Genomic DNA, 26,638 nt, shown 5'->3' with positions numbered 1-26,638 from the left:
TTTGTTCGCGGGAATCAGAAACCGACTGGGTATTTTTCTGAATTTTCAGAGATACCTACGTCGTCTATTTCTTTGGTATATAAAGATCTGTGATAGTTCCTTCCGCCATTTCGGCGGCGAACAGTACGGTTTCCGAAAGCGTGGGATGCGGGTGAATGGTCAGGCTGATATCTTGCATATCCGCACCCATCTCCAGCGCTAGAACCGTTTCCGCAATCAATTCCCCGGCATTGATTCCCACCATGCCGGCACCCAGTATGCGGCGGGTATTTTTATCCAACAGCAGTTGCGTCAGTCCTTCTTCGCGTGCCATGGATATGGCACGGCCGCTGGCAGCCCAGGGGAAGCTGGCTTTCTCATAATCGATACCCTGCTTGATGGCTTCTTTCTCAGTCAGACCCATCCAGGCAATTTCAGGATCGGTATAAGCAACGGAAGGAATGGTGCGGGCATCAAAAATGGCTTTATGCCCGGCAATAATTTCTGCAGCCAATTTGCCTTCATAAGTGGCTTTGTGCGCCAGCATCGGTTCACCCACGATATCGCCAATTGCAAAAATGTGAGGCAAGTTAGTGCGCATTTGCTGATCCACCGGGATAAAACCGCGTTCGTTGACTTGAATACCGATTTCCTCGGCACCGATCGCGCGCCCATTCGGACGGCGTCCGACGGCCATTAGAATACGGTCATAGGTTTGCGGTTCCGGCGCATTTTCTCCCTCAAAGGTCACGATCAGCCCGGATTCACCGGTTACAATCTGAGTTACCTTGGTTTTTAGATAAATCGCCTCGTAGCGTTTCTTGATACGGCGATGCAGTGGTTTGATCAGATCGGGGTCAGCGCCCGGGATCAATTGATCCATCCATTCCACCACAGTGATTTTGCTTCCCAATGCGGAATAGACCGTGGCCATTTCCAGGCCGATGATGCCGCCACCGATAACCAGCATGTGCTTCGGCACGTCTTTTAGTTCAAGTGCTCCGGTGGAATCGATCAAGCGCGGATCATCGTAAGGAAAACCAGGAATACGCGCGACGCTGGAACCGGCTGCGATGATGCACTGCTCGAAAGAAATCGTTTTCTGCCCATCCGTAGTTTCAACTTGAATCAGATGTGGCGTGGTGAGCTTCCCGGAGCCGTGGATGATTTCCACTTTGCGCTGTTTTGCCAGTGCTTTCAGGCCCTTGGTCAGTTTGCTGATCACCGATTCTTTCCAGGTGCGCAGCTTGGCAATATCGATTTGGGGTTTGCCAAAAACAATACCTTGCGCTTCAACATCCTCTGCTTCCGTGATTACTTTGGCCGCATGCAGTAAAGCCTTGGAAGGAATGCAACCGACATTCAAGCACACGCCACCGAGTGCGGTATAGCGCTCGATTAAAACCACCTTTTTACCCAGATCGGCAGCGCGGAAAGCCGCGGTATAACCACCAGGTCCGGCGCCGAGTACCACCACATCAGCGTGAATATCACCCGGCGGAATGGATTCCGGTGAGGGTGAGGCTGGTGCAGAGGCAATAGCGGGAGCAGCAATTGTTTTCTCGCTGGATGTGGTTTCTGAGGCCGTTGCGACTGCGAGTTGCTCAGTCACGGCCAAAGTCAGAATTACTGAGCCCTCTGACACGTTGTCGCCTACTTTGATTTTGATTGCTTGCACCACACCGGCGTATGGCGAAGGCACTTCCATTGAAGCTTTATCCGTTTCCAGTGTGATCAGCGAAGTTTCTTTTTCAACCGTATCGCCGGGGGAGACGAATAACTCAATAACCGGAACATCCTTGAAATCACCGATATCGGGAATCTTTATTTCGACAACTTGCGTCATAACGGCCTTTGGAGTGAATTGAGTGCCGGGCACTCGTTCTATATGAGTATGTTTAAAGCAGATTACTGTCTAAGCTGACCGTCGCCCAGCACGACAAATTTTTGACTGGTCAATCCTTCCAAGCCGACCGGACCGCGTGCATGGATTTTGTCGGTCGAAATGCCGATTTCAGCCCCCAGACCGTATTCGAATCCATCGGCAAAACGCGTCGTGGTATTGACCATCACCGAGCTGGAATCCACTTCTCGCAGAAAACGGCGTGCACGCGTATAGTTTTCCGTGACAATCGCATCGGTATGTTGCGAGCCGTATTTCGTGATGTGATCAATCGCCTGATCCAGTCCATCGACAATGCGGATGCTCAAAATCGGTGCCAGATATTCTTCATACCAGTCCTGCTCAGTGGCGGCATTCATTTGTGGAATGATGCCGCGTGCTGCTGCATCACCGCGTAATTCAACACCCTTATCAAAATAAATCTTGCTCAGCGCGGGCAGTATTTTCTGTGCAATGCCTGCATGGATCAGCAATGTTTCCATCGTATTGCAGGTGCCATAACGCTGCGTCTTGGCATTGTCGGCAATTTTGATGGCTTTATCAAAATCCGCCTGATCGTCAATGTACACATGGCATACGCCATCCAGGTGCTTGATCACCGGGATGCGCGCTTCATTGGCAATCCGTTCGATCAATCCCTTGCCGCCGCGCGGCACAATCACATCGACAAAATCTTTCATCGTGATCAATTCCCCCACCGCTGCGCGATCGGTGGTTTCAATCACTTGCACCGCCGTTTCCGGTAAACCGGCCAGTCTTAATCCTTCTTTGACACACGCGGCAATCGCCTGATTGCTATGAATCGCCTCCGATCCGCCGCGCAAAATGGCGGCGTTTCCTGCTTTCAGGCATAGTCCTGCGGCATCCGCCGTTACATTCGGGCGTGCTTCATAAATAATGCCGATCACACCCAAAGGCACGCGCATTTTTCCCACTTGTATGCCGGAAGGACGGTAATTCAATCCACTGATCTCGCCCACCGGATCAGCCAGTGCTGCAATCTGCAACAAGCCTTCTGCCATTGTCGCTACGCCCTTAGCCGACAAAGTCAAACGATCGATCATCGAAGCTTCCAAGCCTTTAGCGCGTGCATTGTCCAGATCTTTGGCATTGGCTGCTAATAATAGTTGCTCATCCCGCCGGATGGCATCCGCCATCGCAGTCAGTGCACGATTCTTCGCCGCCGTGTCCGCTTTTGCGACCAAACGCGAAGCCATGCGTGCTTCCTGGCCGACGGATTGCATGTAACTTCTGATGTCAGTGGTATCCATTGGATTAATTTTAATAGGGAATCGGTATTAAACGGTAAGTAGTTCGGAATTATAGTACAAGATGATAGTTATATTGTTGGCGCCGGGTTTAAATTGACCAGGCGTTATCGCGACATAGCGTACTACACCACTGTGGATAAGTCGATCCGGCTGAAATGATTGTTCCTCTATTGATTCTGTTCAGTTATTGATTAGTGGCAACAGCGAAGCACCTTCCAGTGTTAGGAGTGTGCTGAATGATGGAAGATGACCGGTAGGCTTGTACAGTGCTTCCGGCAGGCTATCCGGCGCTCCAAACAAAACAGCCCTCCGAAGAGGGCTGTCAGTGTGTGAACAGTATTTGCTTAAGCGATGGAATCAATTAACGATGTTTCGCTCGTGGCATCCGATGGCACTATACCGGCCGGATTGCCTTGGTGGTTGTAGATCGATTGGTCAATATTATCTAAGCGCTGGGTGATATGGCTCGTCAGGCGCTCAAGGTTGTTAGTGAGTGTATCCGCTCTAGCATCCAATCTTGGCGTAGCGCCTTGATGAGCGTCTGCACGCTCCGTGATGGTTGTGAGTAAATCGTTAACACGCGTCGTGACCTTATCGAGACGCTCGGACAATCTATCGCTTACTCGCGCCCCCTGCGACTCGATACGTCCGGCGGCATTATCCAGCCCATCGAGGACGCGTGTGCGGTACCCTTCTAAGCCCGCAGCCAATTGGTCGCGGCCTTGAGCAGTGGCTCCGGTGACCAACGTATCGACACGAGTATTTACCCGATCCTTCAAATAATCGATCCGCTCCAGCGCATCGGCTCTCACCTGTCCGAAGCCTGCTGCAGCGGCGGGGTTAGTTGTCGCGTTGGTATTAGCGGGCGGTGGGAGTGGAGCAGTATTGCTTGGGCCTGGCGTGACGGCACCGGATTGCTGCGCTCGCTGTGTCTGATTCAACTGAGAAAGATGATTTAATTGCACTTGTGGGTTAAATGAAATTGTCATGAGAAAATCTCCGTGTTTGTTAACAATCAGCGCTCCGTCTGGAGCTGCCACTTTGGTTGCCGGGAGCCTGTAGTCACCGCGACGATAGTCTTGGAATAGCAACCATCGTGCCAACAACATTAAGGAATCTCTGAATAACCTATCTTTGTCATTCCGGACGTGATGAGGAATCTTTGTAAATCAACAGTATAGATTTCTCGCTGTACTCGAAATGACAGTTATTCAGAGGCTCCTTAAGTCAAACTATTTACGGTATTTGAAAGGCGATACTTAAATGACATATCCTGCATTCGACAGACATTGTTGGAAAAAGCGGCAATAATTGCCGGAGCGGCAGCCGGAAAGCCTGTTTTGACCGCGCTGATTCTTCATTCAGTCCTGATTCAGATTGATCGCTGTACAGTGATCCCATCAGGAATCCACTCGGAACGAACTACTGAAAGGAGAAGCAAAATGGGCACCACAAAAAACAGACCAATCTCCTGCAAGATAAGGGGTATTTGCTCGAGACGCTATCAATGGTTCATACCTTTTTCTTTTAATTTGTCAGGCAATAAAGGGCTGCTGCTACTGCTCATAGCCATTTTGCTACTGGCGAGTTGTAAAACAGTGCCCATCCAGGATAGAAATTTTGCTGAAAGGGACGGTTTTTTGGAACAAAGTGAAAATACAGGTTTTCGTGTTCATCACAACGCCGGTACTGATAATGCAGTTATCGGTTCCATGTACGCATCGGGCAAAAGCGCTTTACTCAATGGCGCGCGAGTAAAGATTGCTGCGAAAGTAAAGAATAATTCGTTTGTGAGCACGGGTCCTCAAAGCAGTGCGCGCGTTGAATTCAAAGCATTGGATTCATCCTGCTTGATACGCGTCGATAGATTTAATGTGGGTAATGCTTATGCGGATACATCGGATTGCCAGCAAAACATTGAAACCCTGCATGCAAGGATACAAGCCAAGGACGCTATCCTGCATATCAGTGTGTCGCAACATCAAACAGAAGTCTTGGTACTCAGTGGCGTGATCAAGGTCATATTGCTGGAAGATGCCACGCAATCCATTGACGTCAGAGCAGATCACGGAATTATTATTACCCATGACGCGATCAACCGCCCTTATCCGGTTACCCCGGACGAAGTCTGGCAGCGCATTCGCTGGAGAGGGGATTTCCAGCTTTATAAGAAAGTCATTGATTGGAATAAAGTCATCGCAGTCGCTGTCACTGTTGCCATCGTCGCTGCTGCGATACTACTCAGTAGAGGTCATGGTGGTGGCGGTCGTGGTAGTAGTTTTCCTGGGCATCGCTAGATAGCGATCATCTGTCTCACGTTACCTATTCATTTCTTTGCTCGCGCCCCCGTTTGCTGCGATAAAATCTCTCTTTGAGAGATAATCTATTTGCCTATTTTTATATCTTTAATAGTTATCGTTTCCAGAGCATCGAATTTTTTCGGATCCATCATTTCTTCCAATAATTTCTTTATGTCTGCAATACTGGTTTTATATAAATTGATGTCTAATTCGACTGTCACTTCAACTTTCATAAGTTGCTCTCTTTTATTTGCATTTGATAAATAGATTACGGGTGACTATTGAACCCGAAGATGTCAAATATCCGACTGATGCTGATGGTGTGTTTGCGCCAAACTCACGGATTGCTTGAGAGAAAGGGACAACATCACCTTGCTGATTCAATAGGTGATACCCACTTGCACCACAGATTTCCCCCGCTTTCTCAAGACAGTTGCTATAGTTCATTCCAGAGCCACTGCAGTTGATGTTATGCCCTTTGGTCCCGTCAGCCAGAAACACTTCTCTGGATGAAGCACAACCTTGAAGCATTATGACAAAGATGATAAGAATAAAAAGTGATCGGGACATATTGGTTCCTTATAACTATGTGACCACAATACTGCTATGTGGAGGTAGGGCATTTCTCAATTCGATTTTATACTACATTACAATAACGCTGTTAAGTTCGGATGCCAGCCTAATCGTACGCCTCCCCATGCTTGCGTGCCAGATCCTTTAACAGGAACCACGGTTGACCCATCCACCTAGCGCTTTTACTTCATTGCTTCTGGCTACCGCACAACCGTCATTGTTGGATAGGACCACAACCGGCACACCCTCAAGCTTGGGATTAAATACCCACTCGCAGACCACATAGAAATTGTTAACATCAATGAGGGCGATGTTACGCATGACTATTTGAAGCGCCGGAATGATCCTGTTACTACACCAAAAATCTCAAACTGCATATCTGGACGAATGTAAATGGGTTTGTAAGCACCTGATGAATTGGCTGGCATCAGCCTTGGCATTTTGTTCGCCCCGTAATCAAAGATTTTGATGGTAAATTCACGGTCAACCACTGCAAGCACAATGTCACCGATGCCTGGTGTCTTTGATCTATCTACCACAACTTTATCGTCTGGCAGTAAACCGACATCAATCATCGAATCTCCCTTAATCGTAACGAAGAACGTCGACGCAGCATGATCGATCAGAAATTCACTGACATCGAGGCTTTTCTCGATATGATCATCCGCCGGACTGGGGAAACCTGCCGCCACTTTGGTGGAAAAAAGCGGTAACAAGGTCGGTTGATCGCTAATGGTGGGAATAAGAAACTCATCCACATTGGATTCTTCATCACCGGAGCCTGTTCTTTTACGCTGGTATGCGTCAAGAAAATTTTTGATGGTAGCTCCCTGACTTTCCGGTATGCGTATTGAAACAGTCGGCTCGCCAAATTTTCCCTGGCCGCGTGGCCTTCCTGCATTTTCCCTTTTCCCGCCACGATTTGACATGTTCGAATGACTCCATAAATGATATTTGAACAGTATTCAAACATGCAATGCATCGCAATGTCAACTCTGTCTTTTACCCCTCATGCTGGCAATCAAAAGACTAGCCACTCTTCTCTACATATTCCGTCCACAAGTTGCTGTTGTGGTGCAGCAAAAACAATTTCTTGTTCAGTTTTTTCATTCAGTCCTGATTCAGATTGATCGCTGACAGAATAAAGTAATCGCAGTCGCTGTCATTGTTGTGATCGTCGCTGCTGCGATATTACTCAGTAGAGGTCATGGTGGTGGTGGTCATGGCGGTGGGTCTCCTAGACATCATAGATAGCGATCATCTGTTTCATGTTAGGCGTCGACGACCTTTGACCAGCGTTCTTCTTTAACTTTATCAAGTATTGATTGGCGTTCATGCTTGTAATCAAAGTGTTCATCAAGGTACGCAATGTATTTATCAGTGCCCAACTGCCAAATGTGGCTCAACCCATCAGGTGAAAGAAAAAGGTCACCCACTGCGAACGATGGTACCGAATGCGAAACAAAGACAAAGGCTGCGGCAAGGTTACGATGGATTTCGTGATTAAGCGCCGCAACTTCCTCAAGTGTCTCTACCCCTGACTTTCGACCACTGTCGATTTGCTCCAGCTTCCGTTGAACCTGGATTGTGGTCAGATGGACATAATTGGAGGATTCGCCGTATAGACGGCCTACATGCTCACAAAAGGGTTCCCGTTGAGGTTCGGGTAGTAACGAGAGATTGATACGCTTCCGGAGGGAGATGTTAGGCGAATCAAGTTCCCGGCGAAACAACGTCATCTTTTCTTCAGTAGAGGACGCAACTGAAGCTTGCTGAACAAAGGCAAGCTTAATCGACATCTCCAAGAGAGACCTGAGCTCTCGGCGACACGCGTTGTGTATACCTTCGCGAGCCATAATTGATAGTGTAACCGCGGTTTCTAGAAAATCATCGGCTATACATGCCAGCAGATGATTTCTTGGAAACGTCGGATCTCTCGAATTATCCAACGCGAGGAAAACAACGCCACGCGCGAACTCCATGCAAATTTGTTCTGTTTGGCCTACTTCCTTGACCAAATGATCTGGTACTTCACGCGAGAGTCGCATAATCGACGCTTAACTGGAATTAGACGTCCGGAATGACGCAATATATTACGTCAAGAATGAGGTCTATCAGGGTAGGATTCACGTTTTTTCCTTAATTCTTATGGAATGGATAATTGAGCTTTCATCATATTATCAAATCAAGTGGTTGCTCAAAACACCATCGCATGATCCACTAAATACCGGCCATCCCGATGCACCAGCACCATTTCCGCGATAAATTCACCCGGCATTTTCGTGAACGATTGTTTCCACACAATGGCTGCCGAGTCCGGGCGCCTGAAAACAGCGACCGGGACGCGGTTAGAAAAATAGCCTTTTTCGGCTTGGTACTGCTGGCAGACGTGTTGAAAATACACCGGGGTAACGATGGCTTTCATCCGGCCAGTAAAATCCTGGACATGCCTGGCATAGTCGAGTTGGATTGAGGCATCCATCAGGTTGTCCATGATCGGGTTGGCGATGTCCCATAGCTGTTGTTCGGTCAGCTTGTCGAAGCGGATGAGAGTTGTCATTTCGATTCGCTTCCGGTTCCGGATTGTTGCTTGTACGCCTCATACGAAGTGCTGGTACTCGATAGGCAGCGACTGCGTTCCTGTTGATCCATCAGGCGATTACATTCATTCCGCTGCCACGCCTGCCCGGTATTGTAGAGTTGCTGGGTGGTGCAGCCGGTTCCGGCTAATAATAATGCTGCCATTGCGCTGCCAATAATCGAGATACGTGATTTCATTTGGTGCATTCGGATGTGACGACATTGATCATCCAACTGATACCAAAACGGTCAGTGAGCATGCCGAAACGCGGCGACCAGAATGTTTTGGCTAGTGGCATTTGCACCTGACCGCCGTCGGATAGTGCGGTGAAGAAGCGATCCGCTTCGGCTTCGGTGGCAGCCGCAATTGACAGCGAGAATCCGCTGTAGCGCTGCCCTTCTTCGCAACCGTCCGAAGCCATCAGCACGTTGTCGCCGATGCGGAAACCGGCGTGCATCACTTTATTTTCAAATCCCGGCGGCAGCATCCCCGGTGGTGGCGGTTCCGGATTGTCTTTGAAGCGCAAGAGCATTTCTACTTGCGCGCCGAGCGCGCTGCGATAGAATTCGAGCGCCTCTTCGCAGCGGCCGCCGAACATTAGGTAGGGTTGAATCAATGGGTTTGGCATGATGACTCCTTTTGTTAAGAAACCGCTGAGTAATCCTCATTTGTCATTCCGAACACGGTGAGGAATCCTTGCAATCAACACGATAGATTTCTCGCTACGCACGAAATGACAGTTACCCGAAGATCCCTCAGTGGATGAATAACTTGCGTTTCGTCAAAAAATTACAACGTCTTCATGTACTCAATAATCGCCCAAGCCCCTGGTTTGTCACCGGACCAGTTGAGGCGATAAGTTTTTTTGCCTTCCACAATGTCTTTGTCATGGCCTTTATTGCTTAAAGCCGGAATAGCGTTGGCTTGGAATGGGTAACCTTCGTTTTGGCCGGTTGCTTGTTGCGGGTCCCAAGAAAAGCCGAGAAATTTTTGGTCATAATCCAGACGGCTTTTGATAAAGCTGGCCGGGCGCTCATCCGGTACTAATAAGTGATAAACAGTCGGTACGGTGCCATTATGCAGATACGGTGCTTGCGCCCAGATGCCGCTTAACGGGAGGGCATTGTAGCCGTGGTGTTCGTCTTTGGGTGACATCAACAGGTCTTTTTTGCCGGTTAACGAAACGCCGTCAAATTCAGCGCAAGGTTTAATGGCTTTGCCGCCCAGATTGACTGTCGTATCCGGTGAGCAATTGTCATAAAGCGTTTTGCGGGCGGCATAGTTTAACAGCGCACCGACCACGTAAGCCCGTTTCATGCTGGTGCCGAGAGTGTCGTACACTTTGCCGTTTTTAAGTTGATGGCAATCGGCGCAATGTTCGGCAAATAACGTTTCTCCTTGTTTGGCCAGCTTGATATCCACAGCGAAAGGGTAGGGAGTGGCTGGTAAGCCATCCAGTAGTTCCTCGGTAAACACAGCGTTGCGCACATCGGTTTTTTCTAAACCCAAGGTCAACATGGCAATTAAATTACGGTATAAGGGCATGGGCACATTGCCGTTCCACTGGCCGCCACCATTAATGAGTCTTTTATGGCTTTCATCCCAACTGGCGCGCCGTTTGTCCTGTTCCCATACCGACATAAAATCAGTAATGCCCGGTTCCGGAGGTAAGCTGATACCGGCAAACCATTTCAGTATCGGGATGCTGCGCAAACCAATATAACCATTGACAGCACTCAATCCGGTGGCGTCGGCCATGCCGGGAAAGCCCGCAACCATGGCGGATTCAAAACCCGCATAGTTTTTTGCGACCAATGCGCCGAAGCCTTCATATTCAGCTTCTGCCCGTTGCGCGAATTTCTGGATTGTTTGCGCAGCATTTTTCTTGAAGAGCGCGATCTGGGCGGCTTCGTAGTCAGCGTCAAAGATTCTGCCGGCAGATTGATAATTGTTATAAAAATAATTTGGATTTTGTTGATGCGTTGTATCCAATGCACTTAGTAACTTCTGTGTTAACAACTGGTATTTGTTGTCACCGGATTCGCCCGCATAGGCTTTTTGTAAGGTTTGATACAGTCTGACGCGGAACTGCACAATGTTGAATGTGGCATTCGATCCGCCGTCCAGGTAATCGATTTGGCCGTTTTCCAGCCGCACGCGGCCAATGTGGCAGGCGCCGCATGTAAAAGAGGCATAGTCGATGTTGCCTTGCGCCTCAGCCCGGGATAATCCGCTAAAACCAATACCGCGTGCAGCCGGATAAGATTTCTGCCGCTCATCGATAAACAAACCCACGGCATCGAGAAAATTTTCCTCGCTGCCCCAGAGTTCCGGCGCCAGCTTGGGCAATAGCTTCAACGCAATGTAGGGAATACCGTCCACTTCGCTGAAAGCAAAATTGGAGAACCAATCATAAGCAGTCTGATGAGACTGAATATAGTCGGCTTTTTCCTGAGATTTTTTGGTTTGAGCCTGCAGCCAATTATCCGGTACTGCATTGACAAAAGCCGGGGGCGACGGTGCTTCTAGTGGATGAGAGCTGCAGGCGACAAGGGTGATGGCGAACAAAGCGGCAATAGTGACTTTCATAGAAACTCCTGATCCTGTGTTTTGAAGAGTAACCCAGCTATGCAACGATCTTCTCAATGCGGATTGATTGTAGCATAGCTTTGATACGGCTCATTGAGAGTGGATTAACCGGTGCTTCTGATTTTATCCTGTGTTTATGTGTGTTACTGCACAGAACTGATTCAATGATGATTGTACTGTAGCCTTCAACAGCCTGTTAAGCAGTGGGGTATGTAATTCACGCTTTGGTGGCAACTATTGGGTTGTGGCTGAACAGTTTTCGGGAGAGATTCCTGATTACGATTATTTTTATAGGGAAAAAACATGCAACGCAAAAAAATGGAATTTACTCAGTTAGTTGTCGTCATCGCATTGACCTTCTGCACAGTTGGCGTTTATGCGCAAAAAAGCCATGTGCCGGCGCCGATAAATAAAGACCAAGTAGAAGGACGTGCCGGTGAAGCCGAAGGTAAGGCCAAGGAAGCCACCGGCGTGATACTGGATGACAAGAATATGCAGACAGAAGGCAATGTGCAAAAAAATGTCGGCAAAGCCCAGAAGGGTTATGGTGATCTGAAACAAGATATTGAGCAAGGCAAATAACACGAGCAAAGCTGAACAGGATAGGCGAATCGCGGTAGACTAACGAACTGTGTTTGTTAGGATCCAAGAGGGGTGATATGAGAGTGGTCGTGCTATGAAAATTAAAAATTCGATCGAAACCAAACTGCAATCATTGCAACCGCAGTTTCTGGAAGTGGTTAATGAAAGTAATAAGCACAATGTACCGGAAGGATCCGAATCCCATTTCAAGGTGACGATCGTTTCCGATGCGTTTCATGGAAAAATGCTCATAGCGCGTCATCGAATGGTTAATGAAATCCTAGCTGATGAGCTGGCGCAGTCGATTCATGCGCTTGTTCTGCATACATGGACAATGGAAGAATGGTTTGAAAAGAATGGAGTACGCAACGATTCGCCGCCATGCCTGGGGGGTGCCAAATCCAAATAACCCCGGAGTTAATCAATTGGCATCAATGACTCGAGCTTTTTGCCTATTTGCGGAGCAACCAAATCAGTCAATAGAACCTTCCAGCCAAGCAATTCTATTTTGCCGCATGCATATTTGAGCCGAGAGATTTTGGCAAAAAGTGTCTGTGTATTAGGCATGTTTCCTGAAAATCCGGTATCTCCTAAAACTATTTTTCAACAATTCAAGGCGAACACCGCATGCGTATCACTGCTTGGTATTCCCGGTTTGCAAAATCTGCTGCCCATTTCTGCGGCCGTCCGCGTGTGTTCACTTTGGCTGTCGCAGTCATTGTTGTCTGGGTCATCACAGGCCCAATGTTTGGTTTTAGTGACACCTGGCAGTTGGTCATCAACACAGGGACCACGATAATCACGTTCTTGATGGTCTTCTTGATCCAGAACACACAGAATCGCGATACGGAGGCGATCCAGGTAAAGCTGGATGAGTTGATCCGTGCGACTCAGGGTGCGCACAACGCTTTGCTTGATCTGGAGGAGCTCGAAGAAGAAAACCTCGATGCTTTCAAAGCAAAGTACCAGGCACTCGCAGCCGGAGCGCGCTCTGATATGGATATGGGAAATCAAGATACGGGAACACCGGAACCGTAGATTACAAACGGGCACAGTACTGAATTGCCGTCATACCGGAGGAAATTGCTATGAATGAAATACTGGATGTGGTTATCGTTGGAGCGGGTAGCGCAGGTTTGGCTGCGCTGCGAGAGGTAAGAAAATATACGCAACGCTTTGTGATTATTAATGACGGGCCTTGGGGTACTGTCTGTGCCCGGGTGGGTTGTATGCCATCCAAAACTTTGATCGAAGCGGCCAATGCCTTTCATCGTCGCGGTACCTTTGAAGAATTCGGTATTCGCGGCGGGGATCAGCTTACGCTTGATATTCCTGCCGTGCTGCGGCGTGTGCGGCGGTTGCGCGATGATTTTGTTGCCAGTACAGTAAAAACGACAGAAGAATTGGGCGAAAGAGCCATTTCCGGGCGTGTGCGTCTGCTTGCGCCGGATAGATTGGAAGTCAATGGTGAGGAATTGCGTGCGCACAAAATTATTATTGCTACCGGGTCGCGCCCGGTTGTGCCTGCGCCCTGGAATTCGTTAGGAAATCGGCTGCTTACGACGGATACCTTGTTTGAGCAGGAGACTCTGCCCGCACGCATGGCAGTTGTGGGAATGGGCCCCATTGGTGCTGAGATGGCGCAGGCTATTTCCCGGCTTGGTATTCAGGTGGTAGCATTTGGCGGTAGCCAAGCGATCGCTGGATTAACAGACCCGCAGGTGATTGCAGTGGCGACAGATCTGTTAGGGAGCGAATTCCCTCTGTATCTGGGTGAGAAAGCCGAGTTAAGCAGGGTGGGCGAAGGCGTGCAGGTACGTGCCGGAAAGATAGAAGTGGTGGTCGATTGTGTGCTTGCGGCGTTGGGGCGTCGTCCGAATATCGACAATCTGGGTCTCGAGGCACTGGGAGTCCCGCTCGATCAACACGGCATGCCGCCTGTAAATCCAGGTACCATGCAAGTGGCCGATCTGCCGATATTCATGGCGGGTGACGCGAATGACCAAGTGCCGCTGCTGCATGAAGCTGCCGATGAAGGATACATCGCTGGGCTTAATGCCACGCGACCTAATCCGATTTGTTTTACACGCCGGACACCACTGGCTATCGTTTTCGCTGACCCGAACATCGCGGTCGTAGGCAGTCGTTTTCAGACACTCGATCCTGCAAAGATTCTAGTTGGAGAGGTGCATTTTGACCGCCAGGGACGGGCGCGTGCCGGCCAGCGGAACAAGGGCATTCAGCGTCTTTATGCCGATGCGGTAAGCGGCCAGTTATTGGGTGCGGAAATGTGCGCACCTGCTGGCGAGCATATGGCACATCTGCTGGCGCTGGCTATTGATCGCTCGCTCACGGTGCAGCAGTTGCTGCGTCTGCCGTTTTATCATCCGGTTCTGGAAGAAGGCTTGCGCACAGCACTGCGTGCTCTGGCGGCGCAACTTCCTGACGTCAACGAATCCGATCTATCCATGTGCGGTGCTTTTAATGTGGAAGCGCTTGATTGATGGCTGTCTTGTACTGCATGCGTTGATGGCATTATTACGAGTAGTCAGGATCCTGGGATCAGGATAACAACGACAAATAGATTTCCCGATAAGCCGCTGCGCTGGCGTGCCAACTGAAATCTTTTGCCATACCGTTTTTCTGCAAGCGTTGCCAGACTTTTTTATTATGATAAGCGAGGGCTGCACGTTTTATCGTGCGCAGCAGATTGTCGGGGGTCACATTGGGTAAAATAAAAAGCCGCTGGCACTTCCGTCGGCAAGCTTTGCCGGTGTGTAATCCACCACCGTGTCTAATAGACCGCCGGTGGCATGGGCTATTGGCGGTGTGCCGTAATGCTGGCTATTCATTTTCTTCGTTCGCGACCCCGTTTCCTCGTACTGAAACAAGGCTTGATCGACCGCTTATCAGCAACAGGCTTGCAACTGATATTCCCTAAAGAAATGCTCCCTGATGACAGTAGCATTTCTTTGGGTCAAGCTTGGGTAGCTCGACAGCAACTCAATCTTAACTGAAACAACTACAGCCGCCACACCAACAACGCTTGCGCGACGTTTTCTTCTACGTTGGATCCCAATTTGTGGCTCCAATACTGCCACTCAGTACCGATAAAGACTTTTTTTGATTTTTTTAGCAACAATTCGCCGATGTCATAGCGTACTTGTATTTGACTAAAAAACCACGCATGGATTTGTCCGAATTGATTGCGGCGTTCACCGATATATTCGGCATGGCCTTCGATGCTGAAGTTGGCATTGAACAGTTTGAACGGGTACTGGCCGTTGACATCGATCATGAAGCTGTCGTTTTCTTTAATGTTGCGATCACTGTAATCGATATACGCGGTGACGTCCGCGTTTAAAAATGTAAAGCCCGGCAAATCCCAGGAAACTCGCAGACCGGGCAAATACTTCAACATACCTGGAGTTGGCGCCCAATTAACCCCCATCAGCAACCCGATATCCTTGATCGGACCGAGGGCAAGATTAACACCGGTTAGTTTGCTCAAACTGAGACTGCTATAATATTCGCCGTAATAATCCATTTTTCCTTGATGCGGCATCAAGGTATCAAAGAACAGGAAATTGTTACCGTAACGCCAGCCGTTGGCATGCTGAAAAGTCACCACAGATGTGTTGGCTTCCGGTTGATGCAAAAACGGCTGTTTCAGTCTGCCGTATTGATAATGCAGCTCCGTAATGCTCCAATCGAAACCGAAAGATTTTGTTGAAAGCTGTATCAAAACCAAACCGAACAACCAGGATAACCGTTGTCGCGGTGCTTTACGGGCTCGCTTTTGTTGATCGCTTGTCAGTATCAACGAATATGCAGTATCTTGAATCATTGCAGCCGATAAGCTGTAGCAACGCATCCGAGTACACTCATTGTTCGAGAGTCTTTTCGATTACTTGCTTGATGTCCTGAATATCGAATGGCTTAGTGATATATGCATCAAACCCAGCATTCATGCCTTTTTCAATATCTTTAGTCATTGCAGCCGCACTTAATGCGATAACCGGTGTTTTCGCCAGTTTGTCGTGTTTGCGGATGATGCGTAAAGCTTCGATACCGTTTATACTAGACAGATTGATATCCATCAAAATAAGCTGAGGCAGCTCTTTCTCGGCGGTTGCCAAACCAAGCTCGGCGGTTGTTTCCATAAACAATTGTATGTCAGGGAATAACAACGACATGCATCCCTTCATCAGTTCCTGATTGAAAAGATTGTCTTCAATATAAAGAATTTTCGCTTTCCTAGTCGTCATTCCGGCAATAACTTCAGCTTGTTTTTCTTCGGGCATGTAAGGTTGCTCAATATGCACGAATCCCCGGGGTAACTCGATCCAAAACTCGGAGCCAACTTCGGTAGTACTTTCAAATCCGATGCTGCCATTCATTGCCTCTACCAGATTCTTGGAAATAGCCAAACCGATTCCTGTGCCTTCGATTTGACTGTTTTCGGCACCAAGGCGGCTAAATGGCTGAAAAAGCTGTCCCCATTTTTCCTTTGGAACACCTGCGCCGGTATCGGTCACCGATAATCGGATTCTTCCATCGCTCGTTTTTCGGTAAGCAACCGTAACGCAGCCATCTTTGCGATTATATTTTATGGCATTTGATATCAGATTCAGAATTATTTGTTTCAAACACTTATGATCGCTCCATACAAACAGCTTGTCACCGGAGCGATCAATCGATACCGCAATGTTGTGTGTGTTCGCCAGCGGCTGCACAAGTATTAAGCATTCGTCAAGTACATCCGGTACAGAGATCTGCTCGAGCTTCAATTCAAATTTTCCTGAGTCAATTCTTGCCAGATCTAGTACTTCATTGATCAGCGAAAGCAGGTGATGGCCGCTGTTCATAATATGCTTCAAATACTGCTTATCTGTGCTGCGCGATGCGTCCGTACCTAAATCCAACAATTGCCCGAAACCGAGGATGGCATTTAATGGTGTGCGCAGTTCATGGCTCATGCGAGATAAGAATTCTGATTTCGCGCGATTGGCTTTTTCCGCAGCTTGCTTTGCCTCCATCAAAATTTGTGTTTGTCGGCTCTGAGCGGTAATCCAAATCCATACCAGCAACCCGATTGCCACCGAAGCGGTAATGCCGCCTATCCATAGCCAATCGAATAATCTCGAGGATTGTACCCAGCCGTCTTTCGGTATCGCGCCAAGTTGCCAGGTGCCGTTGGGAAGAAAAACTTCCATTGTGACCGGTTGTTGATCAAACAGCGAAGCTTCGCCAAAAAATACCGCCCCCTCCGGGCCGGAGCCGTCCACACCGCGTATTGCTAGCGCAATGCTAAGCTGTTTACCATGAGCAATGCCGACATTGGTAAAAAGCGTATCAGCGTTGATGACAAGATTGGCTATCCCCCAGTAACTTTCTTCTTGACTATCCGGCATGTTAATCCAGATAGGTGTCAAACTGATGAATGCAAAATTACCCTCCACCAATTTCAGCGGCCCTGAAATAACGGTTCTCCGTGACAGCATAGCGCGTTCGACTGGCGGCCATTGATCGGGATTATCGCGGTATACTAAGCCAATTGCCATTTCATTGCCTTCGATCGGAAATATATGGCTTAATATATTATCAGGCGCCAAGCCGATATTGCGGACACTGGTTCTGCCGCGCAACAACTCTTTGCCGATGATCTTGAACTCCGCTTCGGTAAAATGAGGATAAGCTTTCACCAAGCTGACCAATCCTCTATTCAGATAAAGATCGGCATTGACTTCCGACTCCAAGCGCGAGCGCACTTGACTCAATTGATTCACCACTTCGGCGTACAAATCTTTTTGAAATCGTGCTTGTTCCAGCTTTCCAAGCGCGGCCACAATGAGCAAAAGGAAAAGAGTAACCGTGAGCGCGATCCACGCAGGACCGGATGAAATTTTCATAGGCGCGTGTTTTGTGTTGAGAAAAATTCGTGGATTCAATTTCGAAGTGCAACATCTAACGGTGAATTGGTGTAGCGCACCGCTTTTCCGAAGAATACCTCAAATGGGGTTTTGAATCCAAGTACTTTGCGTCATCGCAAGGCGGATTCATTCTACTGGTATTTCTCTTTAGTTAACAGAGAGTTGATTTGCAATCTTGTTAACTCTGTTTTTTATAAAGAATAAAAAAATAATCTATAAATATCAATCTGTTGAAATTATATTGTGGTTGTAATATGGTAATTCTGTTGGAAAATTAGAGTTAGTATAGATTTGCCTTGGCGTCATCGAATGGTCAATGAAATCCTGACTGATGAGCTGGCGCAGTTTGTTCATGCGCTTGTTCTGCATACATGGGCAATGGAAGAATCGTTTGAAAGGCATGGAACACGCAATGATTCGCCGCCATGCCTAGGAGGGGGAAATCCAAATAACCTTGGCCAGCAGCTTTTTTTCTTACTATGGATTGCCTCGAAAATGTTTTCCCGCAGCCTGTTAGGGTATCAACGACAAATAGATTTCCCGGTAAGCCGCTGCGCTGGCATGCCAACTGAAATCTTTTGCCATGCCGTTTTTCTGCAAGCGCTGCCAGACTTTTTTATTATGATAAGCGAGTACTGCACGTTTTATCGTGCTCAGCAGATTGTCGGCGGTCATTGGGTAAAATAAAAAGCCGCTGGCACTTCCGTCGGCAAGCTTTGCCGGTGTGTAATCCACCACCGTATCCAGCAGGCCGCCGGTGGCATGGACTATTGGCGGCGTGCCGTAATGCTGGCTATACATTTGATTCAAACCGCAGGGTTCAAAACGGGATGGCATCAGGAAGCAATCTGCGCCTGCTTCAACCAAATGCGATAAGGCCTCATTAAAACCGATACGGACGGCTATTGCGCCGGGGTACGCTTGAGTCAATGTGGATAATTGGTGCTCCAGATCGGCATGATCGCTGCCGAGTACAACCAGTTGGGCGGGTATTTTTACCAGTTGAGATGCGATCTGTATCAGCAGATCAGTGCCTTTCTGGTGATTCAAACGGCTGACTACGCCGAATAATGGAATATCGGCATCAACTGCTAACCCCATCTGCTGTTGCAAAGCGCTTTTATTCATGGCTTTATCGGATAGTTTCTTGCTGGTGTAGTTTTTCACCAAATGGGGATCTGTCGCAGGATCCCATTCCCGGGTATCGATGCCATTGATAATGCCGGTGAGATGGCGCCGACGTGTTGCCAGTAATCCTTGCAGGCCAAAACCCAATGGTTCGGTTTGAATTTCCTCTGCATAATTGGGACTGACTGTGGTGATATGGTCGGCATAATAGAGCCCTGCTTTGAGAAATGACATGTTGGCATAATATTCAACACCGTTGACATCAAAACTATCTGTAGGCAGTCCCAGCTGGATGACACTGCCGGGTGGAAAGATGCCTTGGAACGCGAGGTTGTGGATCGTCATCAATGTGGCCGCTTTTTTTCCAGGATGATAATGCAGATAAGCGGGGGTGAGGCCGCTTTGCCAATCATTACAATGCGCAATATGCGGGCGCCAGGCAATTGGACTGGCGTCGCTGGATAGAATGGCGCCAATTTTCGACAATAAGCCAAAACGTAATGCATTATCCGGCCAGTCGCGCCCAAGCGTGTCCATATAAGGGCCGCCTTCGCGGTGATATAACCCAGGGCAGTCAATCACGAAGACCGGAATGTTTTCGGATTTGCTCAGTGATAACCGCGCTGAGAGCAGTGTGGCGGGCGGAAATTGCGGCAATGAATTGAACTCGGCCACCTTGGATTTGTATTTAACACCGGCCAAAACTTTCGGGTAGCCCGGTAGCAGAAGCCTTACATCGTTTTGCAGAGAACGCAGCGCTGCCGGGAGTGCCGCACTGACATCGCCCAGGCCGCCGGTTTTGCACAAAGGAAAAACTTCAGAAGTAATAAACAGAACGCGGAGTTCTTGGGATGACAGCATGGGGAGTATGTTTACTGATTCGCTTTGAAATAATTGATCAAGCCGTTAGTGGATGCGTCGTGGGAAACTACTGTCGTGTCTTGTTTCAGTTCGGTCAGGATTTTTCCGGCCAGTTGTTTGCCCAATTCCACGCCCCATTGATCAAATGGATTGATATTCCAGATCACGCTTTGCACAAAAACTTTATGCTCATACAGTGCAATGAGTGCACCTAATGTTTTAGGGTCGAGTTTTTTGAACAAAATGGAAGTGGTTGGACGATTTCCAGGAAAAATTTTATGCGGCAATAGCTGTTCAAGGGACGCGCCGCTTAACCCTTGTGATGCCAATTCAGTACGCACTTCCTGTTCATCCTTGCCAGTCATCAATGCCTCAGTCTGGGCAAAGAAATTGGCCAACAACATGCGGTGATGTTGCGCCAGCGGATAATGGCTTTGACAAGGAGCCAGGAAATCAGCCGGAACAGTTTGTGTCCCTTGATGCAATAGCTGGTAAAAAGCGTGTTGGCCGTTGGTTCCTGGTTCGCCCCAGACGACTGATCCGGTCGCATAGTCGACAACTTCTCCGTCACGAGTGATGCGCTTACCATTACTTTCCATTTCCAATTGTTGTAAATAGGCGGGGAAACGGTGCATGGATTGATCATACGGCAGCACTGCATGCGCTGACGTACCGAAAAAATTAATTTGCCAGACACCTATCAGACCCAGCATAACCGGGAGGTTTTCTGCGAACGGAGTTGTGAAAAAATGCTGATCCATTTCGTGGGCGCCCGCAAGCAACGAATAAAAATTGTCCATGCCGACAGCCAAAGCAATCGGTAAGCCAATCGCTGACCATAATGAATAGCGCCCGCCCACCCAATCCCAGAACTCAAACATGTTATCCGGATTAATGCCGAATTTCTCCACAGCAGAACGGTTAGTGGATACTGCGACAAAATGCAGCGCGATATCTTGTTCACTGCCGCCATGAGTCAAAAACCATTGTCGCGCAGAATTTGCATTGGTGAGCGTTTCTTGTGTGGTGAATGTTTTCGAGGCAATCACAAACAATGTTGTGGCTGGATCAAGATGCCGCAACGTTTCAGATAGCTGCGCGCCATCAATGTTTGAGACAAAATGTGGTGTGATACCGTTTAATTGATAGGGTTTGAGCGCTTCGGTCACCATCACCGGGCCAAGATCCGAACCGCCGATGCCAATATTAACGATATCGGTAAAAATTTTTCCGGTATAGCCTCTGCGTGCGCCACTGTGTATGGCGCCTGAAAAGCACTCCATCTGTTTCAATACCCGCTTAATCTCAGGCATGATCGCTACGCCATCCACTTCAATGGGTTGTTCGCCACGTAGCGCAATATGCAGTGCGGCACGGTGTTCCGTTGAATTGATCTTCTCTCCCGAGAACATGCGCGTAATCCAGCTTGGCAGTTGTTGCTGATGTGCCAGCGCCAGCAGTAAGTCCACCGTTTCACGAGTGATTGGCTGTTTCGCGAAATCGATCAGAATATTATTGAAACTGAGCGAGAATTTCTCAAAGCGCTGCGGATCATTTTGAAATAACGCACGCAAGTGTTGCTGCGACAGGGCGGATTGGTGTGCTTGCAAGGCAAGCCAAGCGGGGGATTGAGTAAGAGATGACATAGTTTGCTTTAATCGCTGATGATCATGAATCGTATTGATTGCGCCATAGACCGCTTGTTAAAGCGGGTAACCGCACTGGATTAATTTTACACTGTGCACGGCTACATTTTCCTTGCATTGATCTCCAGGGTGATAACCAATTCTTGCGTTGTGATCGGCCATTCCAATAAGAGTGTAGTTGCCTGCATAATTTTCTCAAACCCGCTCTCGGATTGTGATACCGAAAAATGCGGTTGTGCAAAAAACGTCACAGGGGAGGAAGTTTTGAGCACGACACTGCCGCCTAATGTATCATCGTCCAGTGTTATTTCAGTCAAACCAGCCAGTTCCAGCACTTGTCCGAAACCGCCGGGAATCTCTCCCCGGTAAATGTAACGTCCACCCATTCCGTCGCAGCTTGGCATAGCGAGATTAATTTCGGTACTGAATACCTGCGCCATTTTGGCGGTAAAACGATAGGCGACTTGTAGCTGATTACTGTCAAGAATGATGTGCTTGTGAATCGAATACGCGGTATTCTCGGATTGAAAGTGATTATTTTCAAGTGCTGCAGCTTTGGATCGATAGGTGATAAACACGCCATCCAAGCGATCTACAAACAAACTTCTGGGATGGTCGTCCGCTTCGATATCTTCTGCGCTAATCTCGTGCTTATAGCTGATTCTGTCATGCGCCGAAGCAATTCCCGAGGCAGCATGGTTGGATACCTGAAGCTCACCCGGTTGAATTTTTTGGTAATAGTGTTCGACCTGACAGCGCAGTGTATCGCCGAAGTTATGTTTCAGCCGGTAAGCATCCAATTCACAAATACTGGCAAAACTATCCAGTTTTACGACCGCTTGAAGTATGCCATTTTGGTGATAAGCTTCTTTTACACCATCCAGATCGGTATCTTCGGTATGAGAAATTGGACGTGGCATGAGGGCATCCAACAATGCTTCCAGCTCAACGAGCGCTCCGTACACAGCGCGTCGCAGATGCGGAAGATACAAACCACCGAACAGGCCATGCCAATAGGCATCATTGGCTTGAGATTCATAGAGCTTCTGTTGCATCAGGTTCGTACGATGTTTTTCCGGCAATGCATTCAATCGCGTAGAAAGCCCTAGCATGCGCTTGTGCATCCAGTTCGATTCAGGATAACGTGAAAAAAAGTTTTTCCAGATGCCGCCGCGCAGGAATGCTTTTTTGTGTTCATACCAGCCACTTGCCTTGGCTTGTTGTACCAGATCTGCGTAGGTATTGGCAGATTGGGCAGGCAGCGTCCATTCATTCATTTCAATATAGGATACTGTGGGAAGATAGATAATTCCCCGCGTTTTTTCACTGGCATGGTATTCGCTGTAGTGCCGGGTACAAATTTTTGTTGATGCGAGCACGCCTTGGATAAATTGCTCAAGCCAGCCTTTTTCATAGACCCACTGGTAGGTTTCCGGCCAGATACCAAATTTCTCAATGTCATCAAAATAAATTGCCGCGGCGCTGGAATTTGGCAAATGATTATCTGCCAATGATTCCAGATAAGCGATCGTTTCCGCAACGGGGGAAAACGGAATTTTATAGCGTAGATTTTCAGAAATCGGGAACAAATCGAGTGTTCGTGTATCTTCCTCAGTGGTGAAAAAACCATTTAATTCCTCAGGTGCTCTGCCAGCACAGAGAAAATGGTAATCATCGACAATCACATAACGGATTCCACAATCCGCGAGTGCCGGGACTACGGTTGATTCCCACACGCGTTCTGTCAGCCATGCGCCTTGCGGGCGTTGCCCTAGCTTTGCTGCCAGTTTGTTGGAGAAGGTTTGAATTTGTCCGATCCGGTCACGGTTTGGAATAACCGCCAGAACCGGTTCAGTATCGCCCGCGCCGAACAACTCGACTTGTTTTCGCAGGACCATTTCATGAAGTAGCGCCATGTCTTCGGGATAATATTGCATCAGGTAATCAAGCAGCCAACCGGAGAAATGGACTGCAAAACGAAAGTCCGGATAGCGATAGAGTACTTGTAGAAAAGGTTTGTAACAACGCAAGTGTGCGTCGGTCAGCACGCTGGGAAAATTGCCGACGGGTTGATGTGCGTGAACACCAAAAAGTAGCGATACAGGTTGTGACATTCAATTATTCCGGTAATCGTTTTAAAAACCTGGGCAACCGAAAACCCGATTTCAATCACTGCGTAATGCAGTTTGGAATCAATCAGGTGTTATGAAGATCGCCGCATGGCGCCGCTTTCTTCCGTTTGCTCATTCCCTTTGCTAATGGGTTCAAGTATTGCGGCAGGTGCAGGTAGTTTCAGCAAAAGATAAAGATTAATCAGATTTTTTCTGAACAACTGATCGAAACTGGCCACCGAATGTGCTGGATTGTAATCACCAAACCACCAGAACCAATCGGAGCTTTCACAAGATGCCAGTTGCCGGTTGGCTAGGATTTTTTCTTCATCAGTCAGCCGATCGCTTTGCATCACCAGATCAAAACTATTTTTGGCCGCACACAGCATGTCCCAGGCGCAATTCTTTTCCTTGTCACCAATCCAGGTGGAAAATGTTCCGTATACCCAACTACCGGCAGCCAGTGTTGGTAATGTCGTAATATTATCTCTATTTTCAGTGCGGGCGATATAGTCACGATACGTTGTGGTGCGGATAAACGGGTGGTTGTCGAGTAAACTGTAAAGATCGTCAAGAAAATAGAATCCGTTATAGGGATACGATTCCCAGGCATTTTCTCCGTCCAGAATGATACTGACAACCGGGTTTTCTTCAGCCGGTGTGTTATGGTAGACGCGCTCTAGAGATTGTATAAAATTTTCCGCCGCATCGCGTCCAAACCATTTGGAATATTCAAAACCGATCAAATCGGATAAATGATCATCACGAAAAAAACAAGTGACTTGCTCAGTTTCTCCGGCTATCCGGTAGGGGTGATATAAATAACTATTGCGATCCAGCAATGGCGCATCCGGATAAGCGGTGCGCAGGCTATTTACCAGAACACCTTCCCCGCTGGCACTCCAATGGCAATTCTGCTCTGCCAGGATTTTTAATAATGCGGTTGATAGGGCGCCTTCAGCAGGCCAGATACCGCAAGGCTTCTCATTAAAACGCTGCGTGTGACTGGTGATTGCCGAGGACAGATGAAATGCGACACGACCGCGTCCGCCCGGATAAATAGTATGCGCCGGTAAGGCGACATCGGGTTGACTGTCCCGGGCGGAAGAAAAATCGATCATCAGCGGAGCAAGCGGATGATAATGCGGCGTGGTGGATAATTCAATTTGACCCGACTCAGAGAGTTTACGGTAGCGTGGAATCAAATTCTGGATCAGTTCACCGATCAGATTGAACAATTGCAGCCGATCCGCATGGGAGAACCCTTCACTTTGCGCCATCAACTGCATCACGAATTGGTTATTCCGGCGCACACTTTCGCCCATCCAAGCCAAGTGATACCACACCAGCAGATCGGCCAGATATTGCCCGGAAAAGTAGGTTAATTCCCGCTCGCCGCGCTGGCTCATGGTGTTATAGAGCTCATGCAGGCGTTTATAGGCCGGATAAGGTTTTAGCATTGTTTCATGATTGCTGAGAAAGCAGCTGTCGAACAAATATAGCCGATCCTGCATGGTGATGTGTTCGAGCTCAGGTGTGGCCAACAGACGCAGCAAAGGGCAGCGTATCTGTCCTATGGAAAATTGTTCAGTAAAATCTTCCAATTGATCTAGCAGTACCGGGACAAAATTGATAACCGCTTTGGTTTTTGGATGCATCTCCAGGTGATAGGCCATATCGGTATAATCCTTGATGGCATGCAGGTAGACCCACGGTAAAACAAATTCTTTGGTTACATAATCCCGGTAATCCGGTTGATGCATGTGCCATAACACGACAAGGTTTAATTGTTTCATGTAAAAATGAAAATACTTATAAAAATTTTCTGTAGTTAACGCACATGATGAATATTCTGCCCTAACATTTCCGGTGTGATCAATGTGATGCCTTTCTCAGTCACATAGAATCGTTTGCGATCTTCCTCTGCATCATATCCTGCCACCAGTCCTTCAGGGATGATACATTGTTTTTCCACGACGACCCGTCGTAGACGGGCATATCTGCCTATTTCAACATTGGGTAGTATGACGGAATCTTCGACACTGCTATAGCTGCGCACTTTTACATTAGAAAATAGCAAAGAACGGCGCACCGTCGCACCGCTGATAATGCAACCGCCTGACACGGAAGAATCCAGTGCTTGACCACGGCGATCTTCATCATCGAAAACGAATTTGGCGGGAGGCAGCTGTTCCTGATGCGTCCAAATCGGCCAATCTTCATCGTAGAGGTTGAGTTCCGGGGTCACCGTAGTCAGATCAAAATTAGCTTCCCAATAAGCGTCCACCGTGCCCACATCGCGCCAATAAGGTATTCCCGATGCCATATTCACGCAACTGTTTAAAAAACGGTGTGCAAATACGCGATAACGAGGCACCATATACGGAATCAGGTCTTTACCAAAGTCATGGGACGACTCATTAATTTTACTGTCACGAATTAATTGCTCATAAAGGAATGCCGCATTAAAAACATAGATTCCCATACTCGCCAGTGCTTTTTGGGGTTGACCGGGGATCGGCGCTGGATTTTCCGGTTTCTCAGCAAAACTGGTCACCTGCCATGCATCATTCACACCCATGACACCAAAAGCACTGGCTTCTTGCAGTGGAATTTCAAGACAGGCCACCGTCATGTCAGCCCCTTTTTCCAGGTGTTCAGCCAATAATTTGCTGTAATCCATTTTGTAAATATGATCTCCTCCCAGAATGAGGACATACTTTGGATCGTGGCGTAGCAGGATATCGAGATTTTGGAAAACCGCGTCGGCAGTCCCTTGATACCAGGTTTCTGTGGTTCTTTGCTGCGCGGGTAGCAGTTCGACAAATTCTTTAAAGCGTCCATCGAGAAAGCTCCAGCCGTGCTGAATATGACGGATCAGGCTCTGTGACTTGTATTGCGTAACGACACCGATACGCCGGACACCCGAATTAACACAGTTGGAAAGCGGGAAATCAATGATGCGGAACTTGCCGCCGAAAGGAACTGCCGGTTTGGCGCGCCAATCCGTCAATTGGTGCAAACGGCTACCTCGCCCGCCCGCCAATATCAATGCAAGCGTATTGTGCGTTGCACTGTTGTGGAAGCGTGTGCTGGTTGTGCACTCTGCTTGGGATTCGTTCGCATACATCCGTTCTTTATTATCCATAGCGATGTAACCCTCCCCGATTCATCTCAATAT

Annotated in this window: 24 protein-coding genes and 2 pseudogenes; 7 read left to right on the top strand and 19 right to left on the bottom strand. The window is 48.2% G+C overall.

All coding sequences use genetic code 11. The annotated features are described in order from the left end of the window. Window positions 1–64 precede the first annotated feature (64 nt). From lpdA to QZ942_RS13570, 3 genes are all read right to left on the bottom strand, one after another. Window positions 65–1,825, bottom strand: coding sequence for a dihydrolipoyl dehydrogenase (lpdA, locus tag QZ942_RS13580; RefSeq protein WP_292996536.1), 1,761 nt, complete (start codon window positions 1,823–1,825; stop codon window positions 65–67). Between the two features lie 62 nt (window positions 1,826–1,887). Beyond that, on the bottom strand, window positions 1,888–3,153 hold the full coding sequence (locus QZ942_RS13575) for a glutamate-5-semialdehyde dehydrogenase (protein ID WP_292996534.1): 1,266 nt from the start codon (window positions 3,151–3,153) through the stop codon (window positions 1,888–1,890). A 344-nt stretch (window positions 3,154–3,497) separates the two neighbouring features. Next, window positions 3,498–4,142 carry a hypothetical protein gene (locus QZ942_RS13570; RefSeq protein ID WP_292996532.1) on the bottom strand — a complete coding sequence of 215 codons (645 nt, stop codon included), beginning with the start codon at window positions 4,140–4,142 and terminating at the stop codon, window positions 3,498–3,500. Window positions 4,143–4,595: 453 nt separating this feature from the next. Between QZ942_RS13570 and QZ942_RS13565 the strand changes: the two genes are divergently transcribed. After that, window positions 4,596–5,450, top strand: coding sequence for a hypothetical protein (locus QZ942_RS13565; RefSeq protein WP_292996530.1), 855 nt, complete (start codon window positions 4,596–4,598; stop codon window positions 5,448–5,450). Between the two features lie 86 nt (window positions 5,451–5,536). On the opposite strand, the gene QZ942_RS13560 is transcribed toward QZ942_RS13565, so the two are convergent. From QZ942_RS13560 to QZ942_RS13525, 8 genes and pseudogenes are all read right to left on the bottom strand, one after another. Next, on the bottom strand, window positions 5,537–5,686 hold the full coding sequence (locus tag QZ942_RS13560) for a hypothetical protein (RefSeq protein WP_013967014.1): 150 nt from the start codon (window positions 5,684–5,686) through the stop codon (window positions 5,537–5,539). A 461-nt stretch (window positions 5,687–6,147) separates the two neighbouring features. Then, window positions 6,148–6,347 (bottom strand): annotated as a pseudogene (locus QZ942_RS13555) (DNA polymerase V subunit UmuC); the annotation flags it as partial. Window positions 6,348–6,349: 2 nt separating this feature from the next. Continuing rightward, window positions 6,350–6,955: a translesion error-prone DNA polymerase V autoproteolytic subunit gene (gene umuD, locus QZ942_RS13550; protein ID WP_292996528.1), complete on the bottom strand. Its 606-nt coding sequence runs from the start codon at window positions 6,953–6,955 to the stop codon at window positions 6,350–6,352. Between the two features lie 342 nt (window positions 6,956–7,297). Beyond that, a complete protein-coding gene (locus tag QZ942_RS13545) occupies window positions 7,298–8,074 on the bottom strand; it encodes a hypothetical protein (RefSeq protein ID WP_292996526.1) in 777 nt (258 codons plus the stop codon). A gap of 149 nt (window positions 8,075–8,223) precedes the next feature. After that, window positions 8,224–8,586: a hypothetical protein gene (locus QZ942_RS13540; RefSeq protein WP_292996524.1), complete on the bottom strand. Its 363-nt coding sequence runs from the start codon at window positions 8,584–8,586 to the stop codon at window positions 8,224–8,226. Then, entirely contained in the window at window positions 8,583–8,804 is a 222-nt protein-coding gene (locus QZ942_RS13535; RefSeq protein ID WP_292926971.1) for a hypothetical protein, read from the bottom strand. Before QZ942_RS13535 ends, QZ942_RS13540 begins: the two co-directional genes overlap by 4 nt. Continuing rightward, complete coding sequence (locus QZ942_RS13530) at window positions 8,801–9,235, bottom strand: VOC family protein (protein ID WP_292996522.1); 435 nt, start codon at window positions 9,233–9,235, stop codon at window positions 8,801–8,803. The genes QZ942_RS13535 and QZ942_RS13530 overlap by 4 nt, the downstream gene beginning before the upstream one ends. 161 nt (window positions 9,236–9,396) lie before the next feature. Further along, entirely contained in the window at window positions 9,397–11,196 is a 1,800-nt protein-coding gene (locus tag QZ942_RS13525) for a cytochrome C (RefSeq protein ID WP_292996520.1), read from the bottom strand. A gap of 303 nt (window positions 11,197–11,499) precedes the next feature. Between QZ942_RS13525 and QZ942_RS13520 the strand changes: the two genes are divergently transcribed. From QZ942_RS13520 to QZ942_RS13505, 4 genes are all read left to right on the top strand, one after another. Next, window positions 11,500–11,778 carry a CsbD family protein gene (locus tag QZ942_RS13520; protein WP_292996518.1) on the top strand — a complete coding sequence of 93 codons (279 nt, stop codon included), beginning with the start codon at window positions 11,500–11,502 and terminating at the stop codon, window positions 11,776–11,778. 94 nt (window positions 11,779–11,872) lie between these two features. After that, window positions 11,873–12,187, top strand: coding sequence for a BolA/IbaG family iron-sulfur metabolism protein (locus QZ942_RS13515; protein WP_292996516.1), 315 nt, complete (start codon window positions 11,873–11,875; stop codon window positions 12,185–12,187). Between the two features lie 218 nt (window positions 12,188–12,405). After that, on the top strand, window positions 12,406–12,816 hold the full coding sequence (locus tag QZ942_RS13510) for a low affinity iron permease family protein (RefSeq protein ID WP_292996515.1): 411 nt from the start codon (window positions 12,406–12,408) through the stop codon (window positions 12,814–12,816). 50 nt (window positions 12,817–12,866) lie between these two features. Continuing rightward, window positions 12,867–14,282 carry a dihydrolipoyl dehydrogenase gene (locus tag QZ942_RS13505; protein WP_292996514.1) on the top strand — a complete coding sequence of 472 codons (1,416 nt, stop codon included), beginning with the start codon at window positions 12,867–12,869 and terminating at the stop codon, window positions 14,280–14,282. 58 nt (window positions 14,283–14,340) lie between these two features. On the opposite strand, the gene QZ942_RS13500 is transcribed toward QZ942_RS13505, so the two are convergent. Beyond that, window positions 14,341–14,502 carry a hypothetical protein gene (locus QZ942_RS13500; RefSeq protein ID WP_292996512.1) on the bottom strand — a complete coding sequence of 54 codons (162 nt, stop codon included), beginning with the start codon at window positions 14,500–14,502 and terminating at the stop codon, window positions 14,341–14,343. Between the two features lie 89 nt (window positions 14,503–14,591). On the opposite strand from QZ942_RS13500, the gene QZ942_RS13495 reads away from it, so the two are divergent. Then, a complete protein-coding gene (locus tag QZ942_RS13495; RefSeq protein ID WP_292996510.1) occupies window positions 14,592–14,795 on the top strand; it encodes a hypothetical protein in 204 nt (67 codons plus the stop codon). A gap of 5 nt (window positions 14,796–14,800) precedes the next feature. On the opposite strand, the gene QZ942_RS13490 is transcribed toward QZ942_RS13495, so the two are convergent. Both QZ942_RS13490 and QZ942_RS13485 read right to left on the bottom strand, forming a co-directional pair. Further along, window positions 14,801–15,652: a hypothetical protein gene (locus QZ942_RS13490; protein WP_292996508.1), complete on the bottom strand. Its 852-nt coding sequence runs from the start codon at window positions 15,650–15,652 to the stop codon at window positions 14,801–14,803. A gap of 10 nt (window positions 15,653–15,662) precedes the next feature. Continuing rightward, entirely contained in the window at window positions 15,663–17,690 is a 2,028-nt protein-coding gene (locus QZ942_RS13485; RefSeq protein WP_292996506.1) for an ATP-binding protein, read from the bottom strand. 312 nt (window positions 17,691–18,002) lie between these two features. On the opposite strand from QZ942_RS13485, the pseudogene QZ942_RS13480 reads away from it, so the two are divergent. Next, window positions 18,003–18,086 (top strand): annotated as a pseudogene (locus QZ942_RS13480) (BolA/IbaG family iron-sulfur metabolism protein); the annotation flags it as partial. A 138-nt stretch (window positions 18,087–18,224) separates the two neighbouring features. On the opposite strand, the gene glgA reads toward QZ942_RS13480, so the two are convergent. From glgA to glgC, 5 genes are all read right to left on the bottom strand, one after another. Then, window positions 18,225–19,700 carry a glycogen synthase GlgA gene (gene glgA, locus QZ942_RS13475; protein ID WP_292996504.1) on the bottom strand — a complete coding sequence of 492 codons (1,476 nt, stop codon included), beginning with the start codon at window positions 19,698–19,700 and terminating at the stop codon, window positions 18,225–18,227. Between the two features lie 11 nt (window positions 19,701–19,711). Beyond that, window positions 19,712–21,346: a glucose-6-phosphate isomerase gene (pgi, locus tag QZ942_RS13470; RefSeq protein ID WP_292996502.1), complete on the bottom strand. Its 1,635-nt coding sequence runs from the start codon at window positions 21,344–21,346 to the stop codon at window positions 19,712–19,714. Window positions 21,347–21,447: 101 nt separating this feature from the next. Continuing rightward, complete coding sequence (locus QZ942_RS13465; protein ID WP_292996500.1) at window positions 21,448–23,460, bottom strand: alpha-amylase/4-alpha-glucanotransferase domain-containing protein; 2,013 nt, start codon at window positions 23,458–23,460, stop codon at window positions 21,448–21,450. Window positions 23,461–23,549: 89 nt separating this feature from the next. Beyond that, window positions 23,550–25,253, bottom strand: a complete 1,704-nt coding sequence (locus QZ942_RS13460) for a glycoside hydrolase family 57 protein (RefSeq protein WP_292996498.1) — start codon at window positions 25,251–25,253, stop codon at window positions 23,550–23,552. 35 nt (window positions 25,254–25,288) lie between these two features. Continuing rightward, window positions 25,289–26,605 carry a glucose-1-phosphate adenylyltransferase gene (gene glgC, locus QZ942_RS13455; RefSeq protein WP_292996496.1) on the bottom strand — a complete coding sequence of 439 codons (1,317 nt, stop codon included), beginning with the start codon at window positions 26,603–26,605 and terminating at the stop codon, window positions 25,289–25,291. Window positions 26,606–26,638: the final 33 nt, after the last annotated feature.

Source organism: Nitrosomonas sp. (assembly GCF_021731985.1).
Taxonomy (GTDB): Bacteria; Pseudomonadota; Gammaproteobacteria; order Burkholderiales; family Nitrosomonadaceae; genus Nitrosomonas.
The sequence above is the reverse complement of the archived record's forward strand: the minus strand, read 5'-3'. Positions and strand labels throughout refer to the sequence as shown.

Excerpts from the sequence above, each read along its gene's own strand:
- QZ942_RS13520 (WP_292996518.1), top strand. The coding sequence starts at position 11,500 with ATGCAACGCAAAAAAATGGAATTTACTCAGTTAGTTGTCGTCATCGCA.
- glgC (WP_292996496.1), bottom strand. The coding sequence starts at position 26,605 with ATGGATAATAAAGAACGGATGTATGCGAACGAATCCCAAGCAGAGTGC.
- lpdA (WP_292996536.1), bottom strand. The coding sequence starts at position 1,825 with ATGACGCAAGTTGTCGAAATAAAGATTCCCGATATCGGTGATTTCAAG.
- umuD (WP_292996528.1), bottom strand. The coding sequence starts at position 6,955 with ATGTCAAATCGTGGCGGGAAAAGGGAAAATGCAGGAAGGCCACGCGGC.
- QZ942_RS13525 (WP_292996520.1), bottom strand. The coding sequence starts at position 11,196 with ATGAAAGTCACTATTGCCGCTTTGTTCGCCATCACCCTTGTCGCCTGC.
- QZ942_RS13465 (WP_292996500.1), bottom strand. The coding sequence starts at position 23,460 with ATGTCACAACCTGTATCGCTACTTTTTGGTGTTCACGCACATCAACCC.
- QZ942_RS13505 (WP_292996514.1), top strand. The coding sequence starts at position 12,867 with ATGAATGAAATACTGGATGTGGTTATCGTTGGAGCGGGTAGCGCAGGT.
- pgi (WP_292996502.1), bottom strand. The coding sequence starts at position 21,346 with ATGTCATCTCTTACTCAATCCCCCGCTTGGCTTGCCTTGCAAGCACAC.
- QZ942_RS13575 (WP_292996534.1), bottom strand. The coding sequence starts at position 3,153 with ATGGATACCACTGACATCAGAAGTTACATGCAATCCGTCGGCCAGGAA.
- QZ942_RS13460 (WP_292996498.1), bottom strand. The coding sequence starts at position 25,253 with ATGAAACAATTAAACCTTGTCGTGTTATGGCACATGCATCAACCGGAT.
- QZ942_RS13535 (WP_292926971.1), bottom strand. The coding sequence starts at position 8,804 with ATGAAATCACGTATCTCGATTATTGGCAGCGCAATGGCAGCATTATTA.
- QZ942_RS13560 (WP_013967014.1), bottom strand. The coding sequence starts at position 5,686 with ATGAAAGTTGAAGTGACAGTCGAATTAGACATCAATTTATATAAAACC.
- QZ942_RS13495 (WP_292996510.1), top strand. The coding sequence starts at position 14,592 with ATGGGCTATTGGCGGTGTGCCGTAATGCTGGCTATTCATTTTCTTCGT.
- glgA (WP_292996504.1), bottom strand. The coding sequence starts at position 19,700 with ATGCTGTCATCCCAAGAACTCCGCGTTCTGTTTATTACTTCTGAAGTT.
- QZ942_RS13565 (WP_292996530.1), top strand. The coding sequence starts at position 4,596 with ATGGGCACCACAAAAAACAGACCAATCTCCTGCAAGATAAGGGGTATT.
- QZ942_RS13490 (WP_292996508.1), bottom strand. The coding sequence starts at position 15,652 with ATGCGTTGCTACAGCTTATCGGCTGCAATGATTCAAGATACTGCATAT.
- QZ942_RS13485 (WP_292996506.1), bottom strand. The coding sequence starts at position 17,690 with ATGAAAATTTCATCCGGTCCTGCGTGGATCGCGCTCACGGTTACTCTT.
- QZ942_RS13540 (WP_292996524.1), bottom strand. The coding sequence starts at position 8,586 with ATGACAACTCTCATCCGCTTCGACAAGCTGACCGAACAACAGCTATGG.
- QZ942_RS13510 (WP_292996515.1), top strand. The coding sequence starts at position 12,406 with ATGCGTATCACTGCTTGGTATTCCCGGTTTGCAAAATCTGCTGCCCAT.
- QZ942_RS13515 (WP_292996516.1), top strand. The coding sequence starts at position 11,873 with ATGAAAATTAAAAATTCGATCGAAACCAAACTGCAATCATTGCAACCG.
- QZ942_RS13570 (WP_292996532.1), bottom strand. The coding sequence starts at position 4,142 with ATGACAATTTCATTTAACCCACAAGTGCAATTAAATCATCTTTCTCAG.
- QZ942_RS13545 (WP_292996526.1), bottom strand. The coding sequence starts at position 8,074 with ATGCGACTCTCGCGTGAAGTACCAGATCATTTGGTCAAGGAAGTAGGC.
- QZ942_RS13530 (WP_292996522.1), bottom strand. The coding sequence starts at position 9,235 with ATGCCAAACCCATTGATTCAACCCTACCTAATGTTCGGCGGCCGCTGC.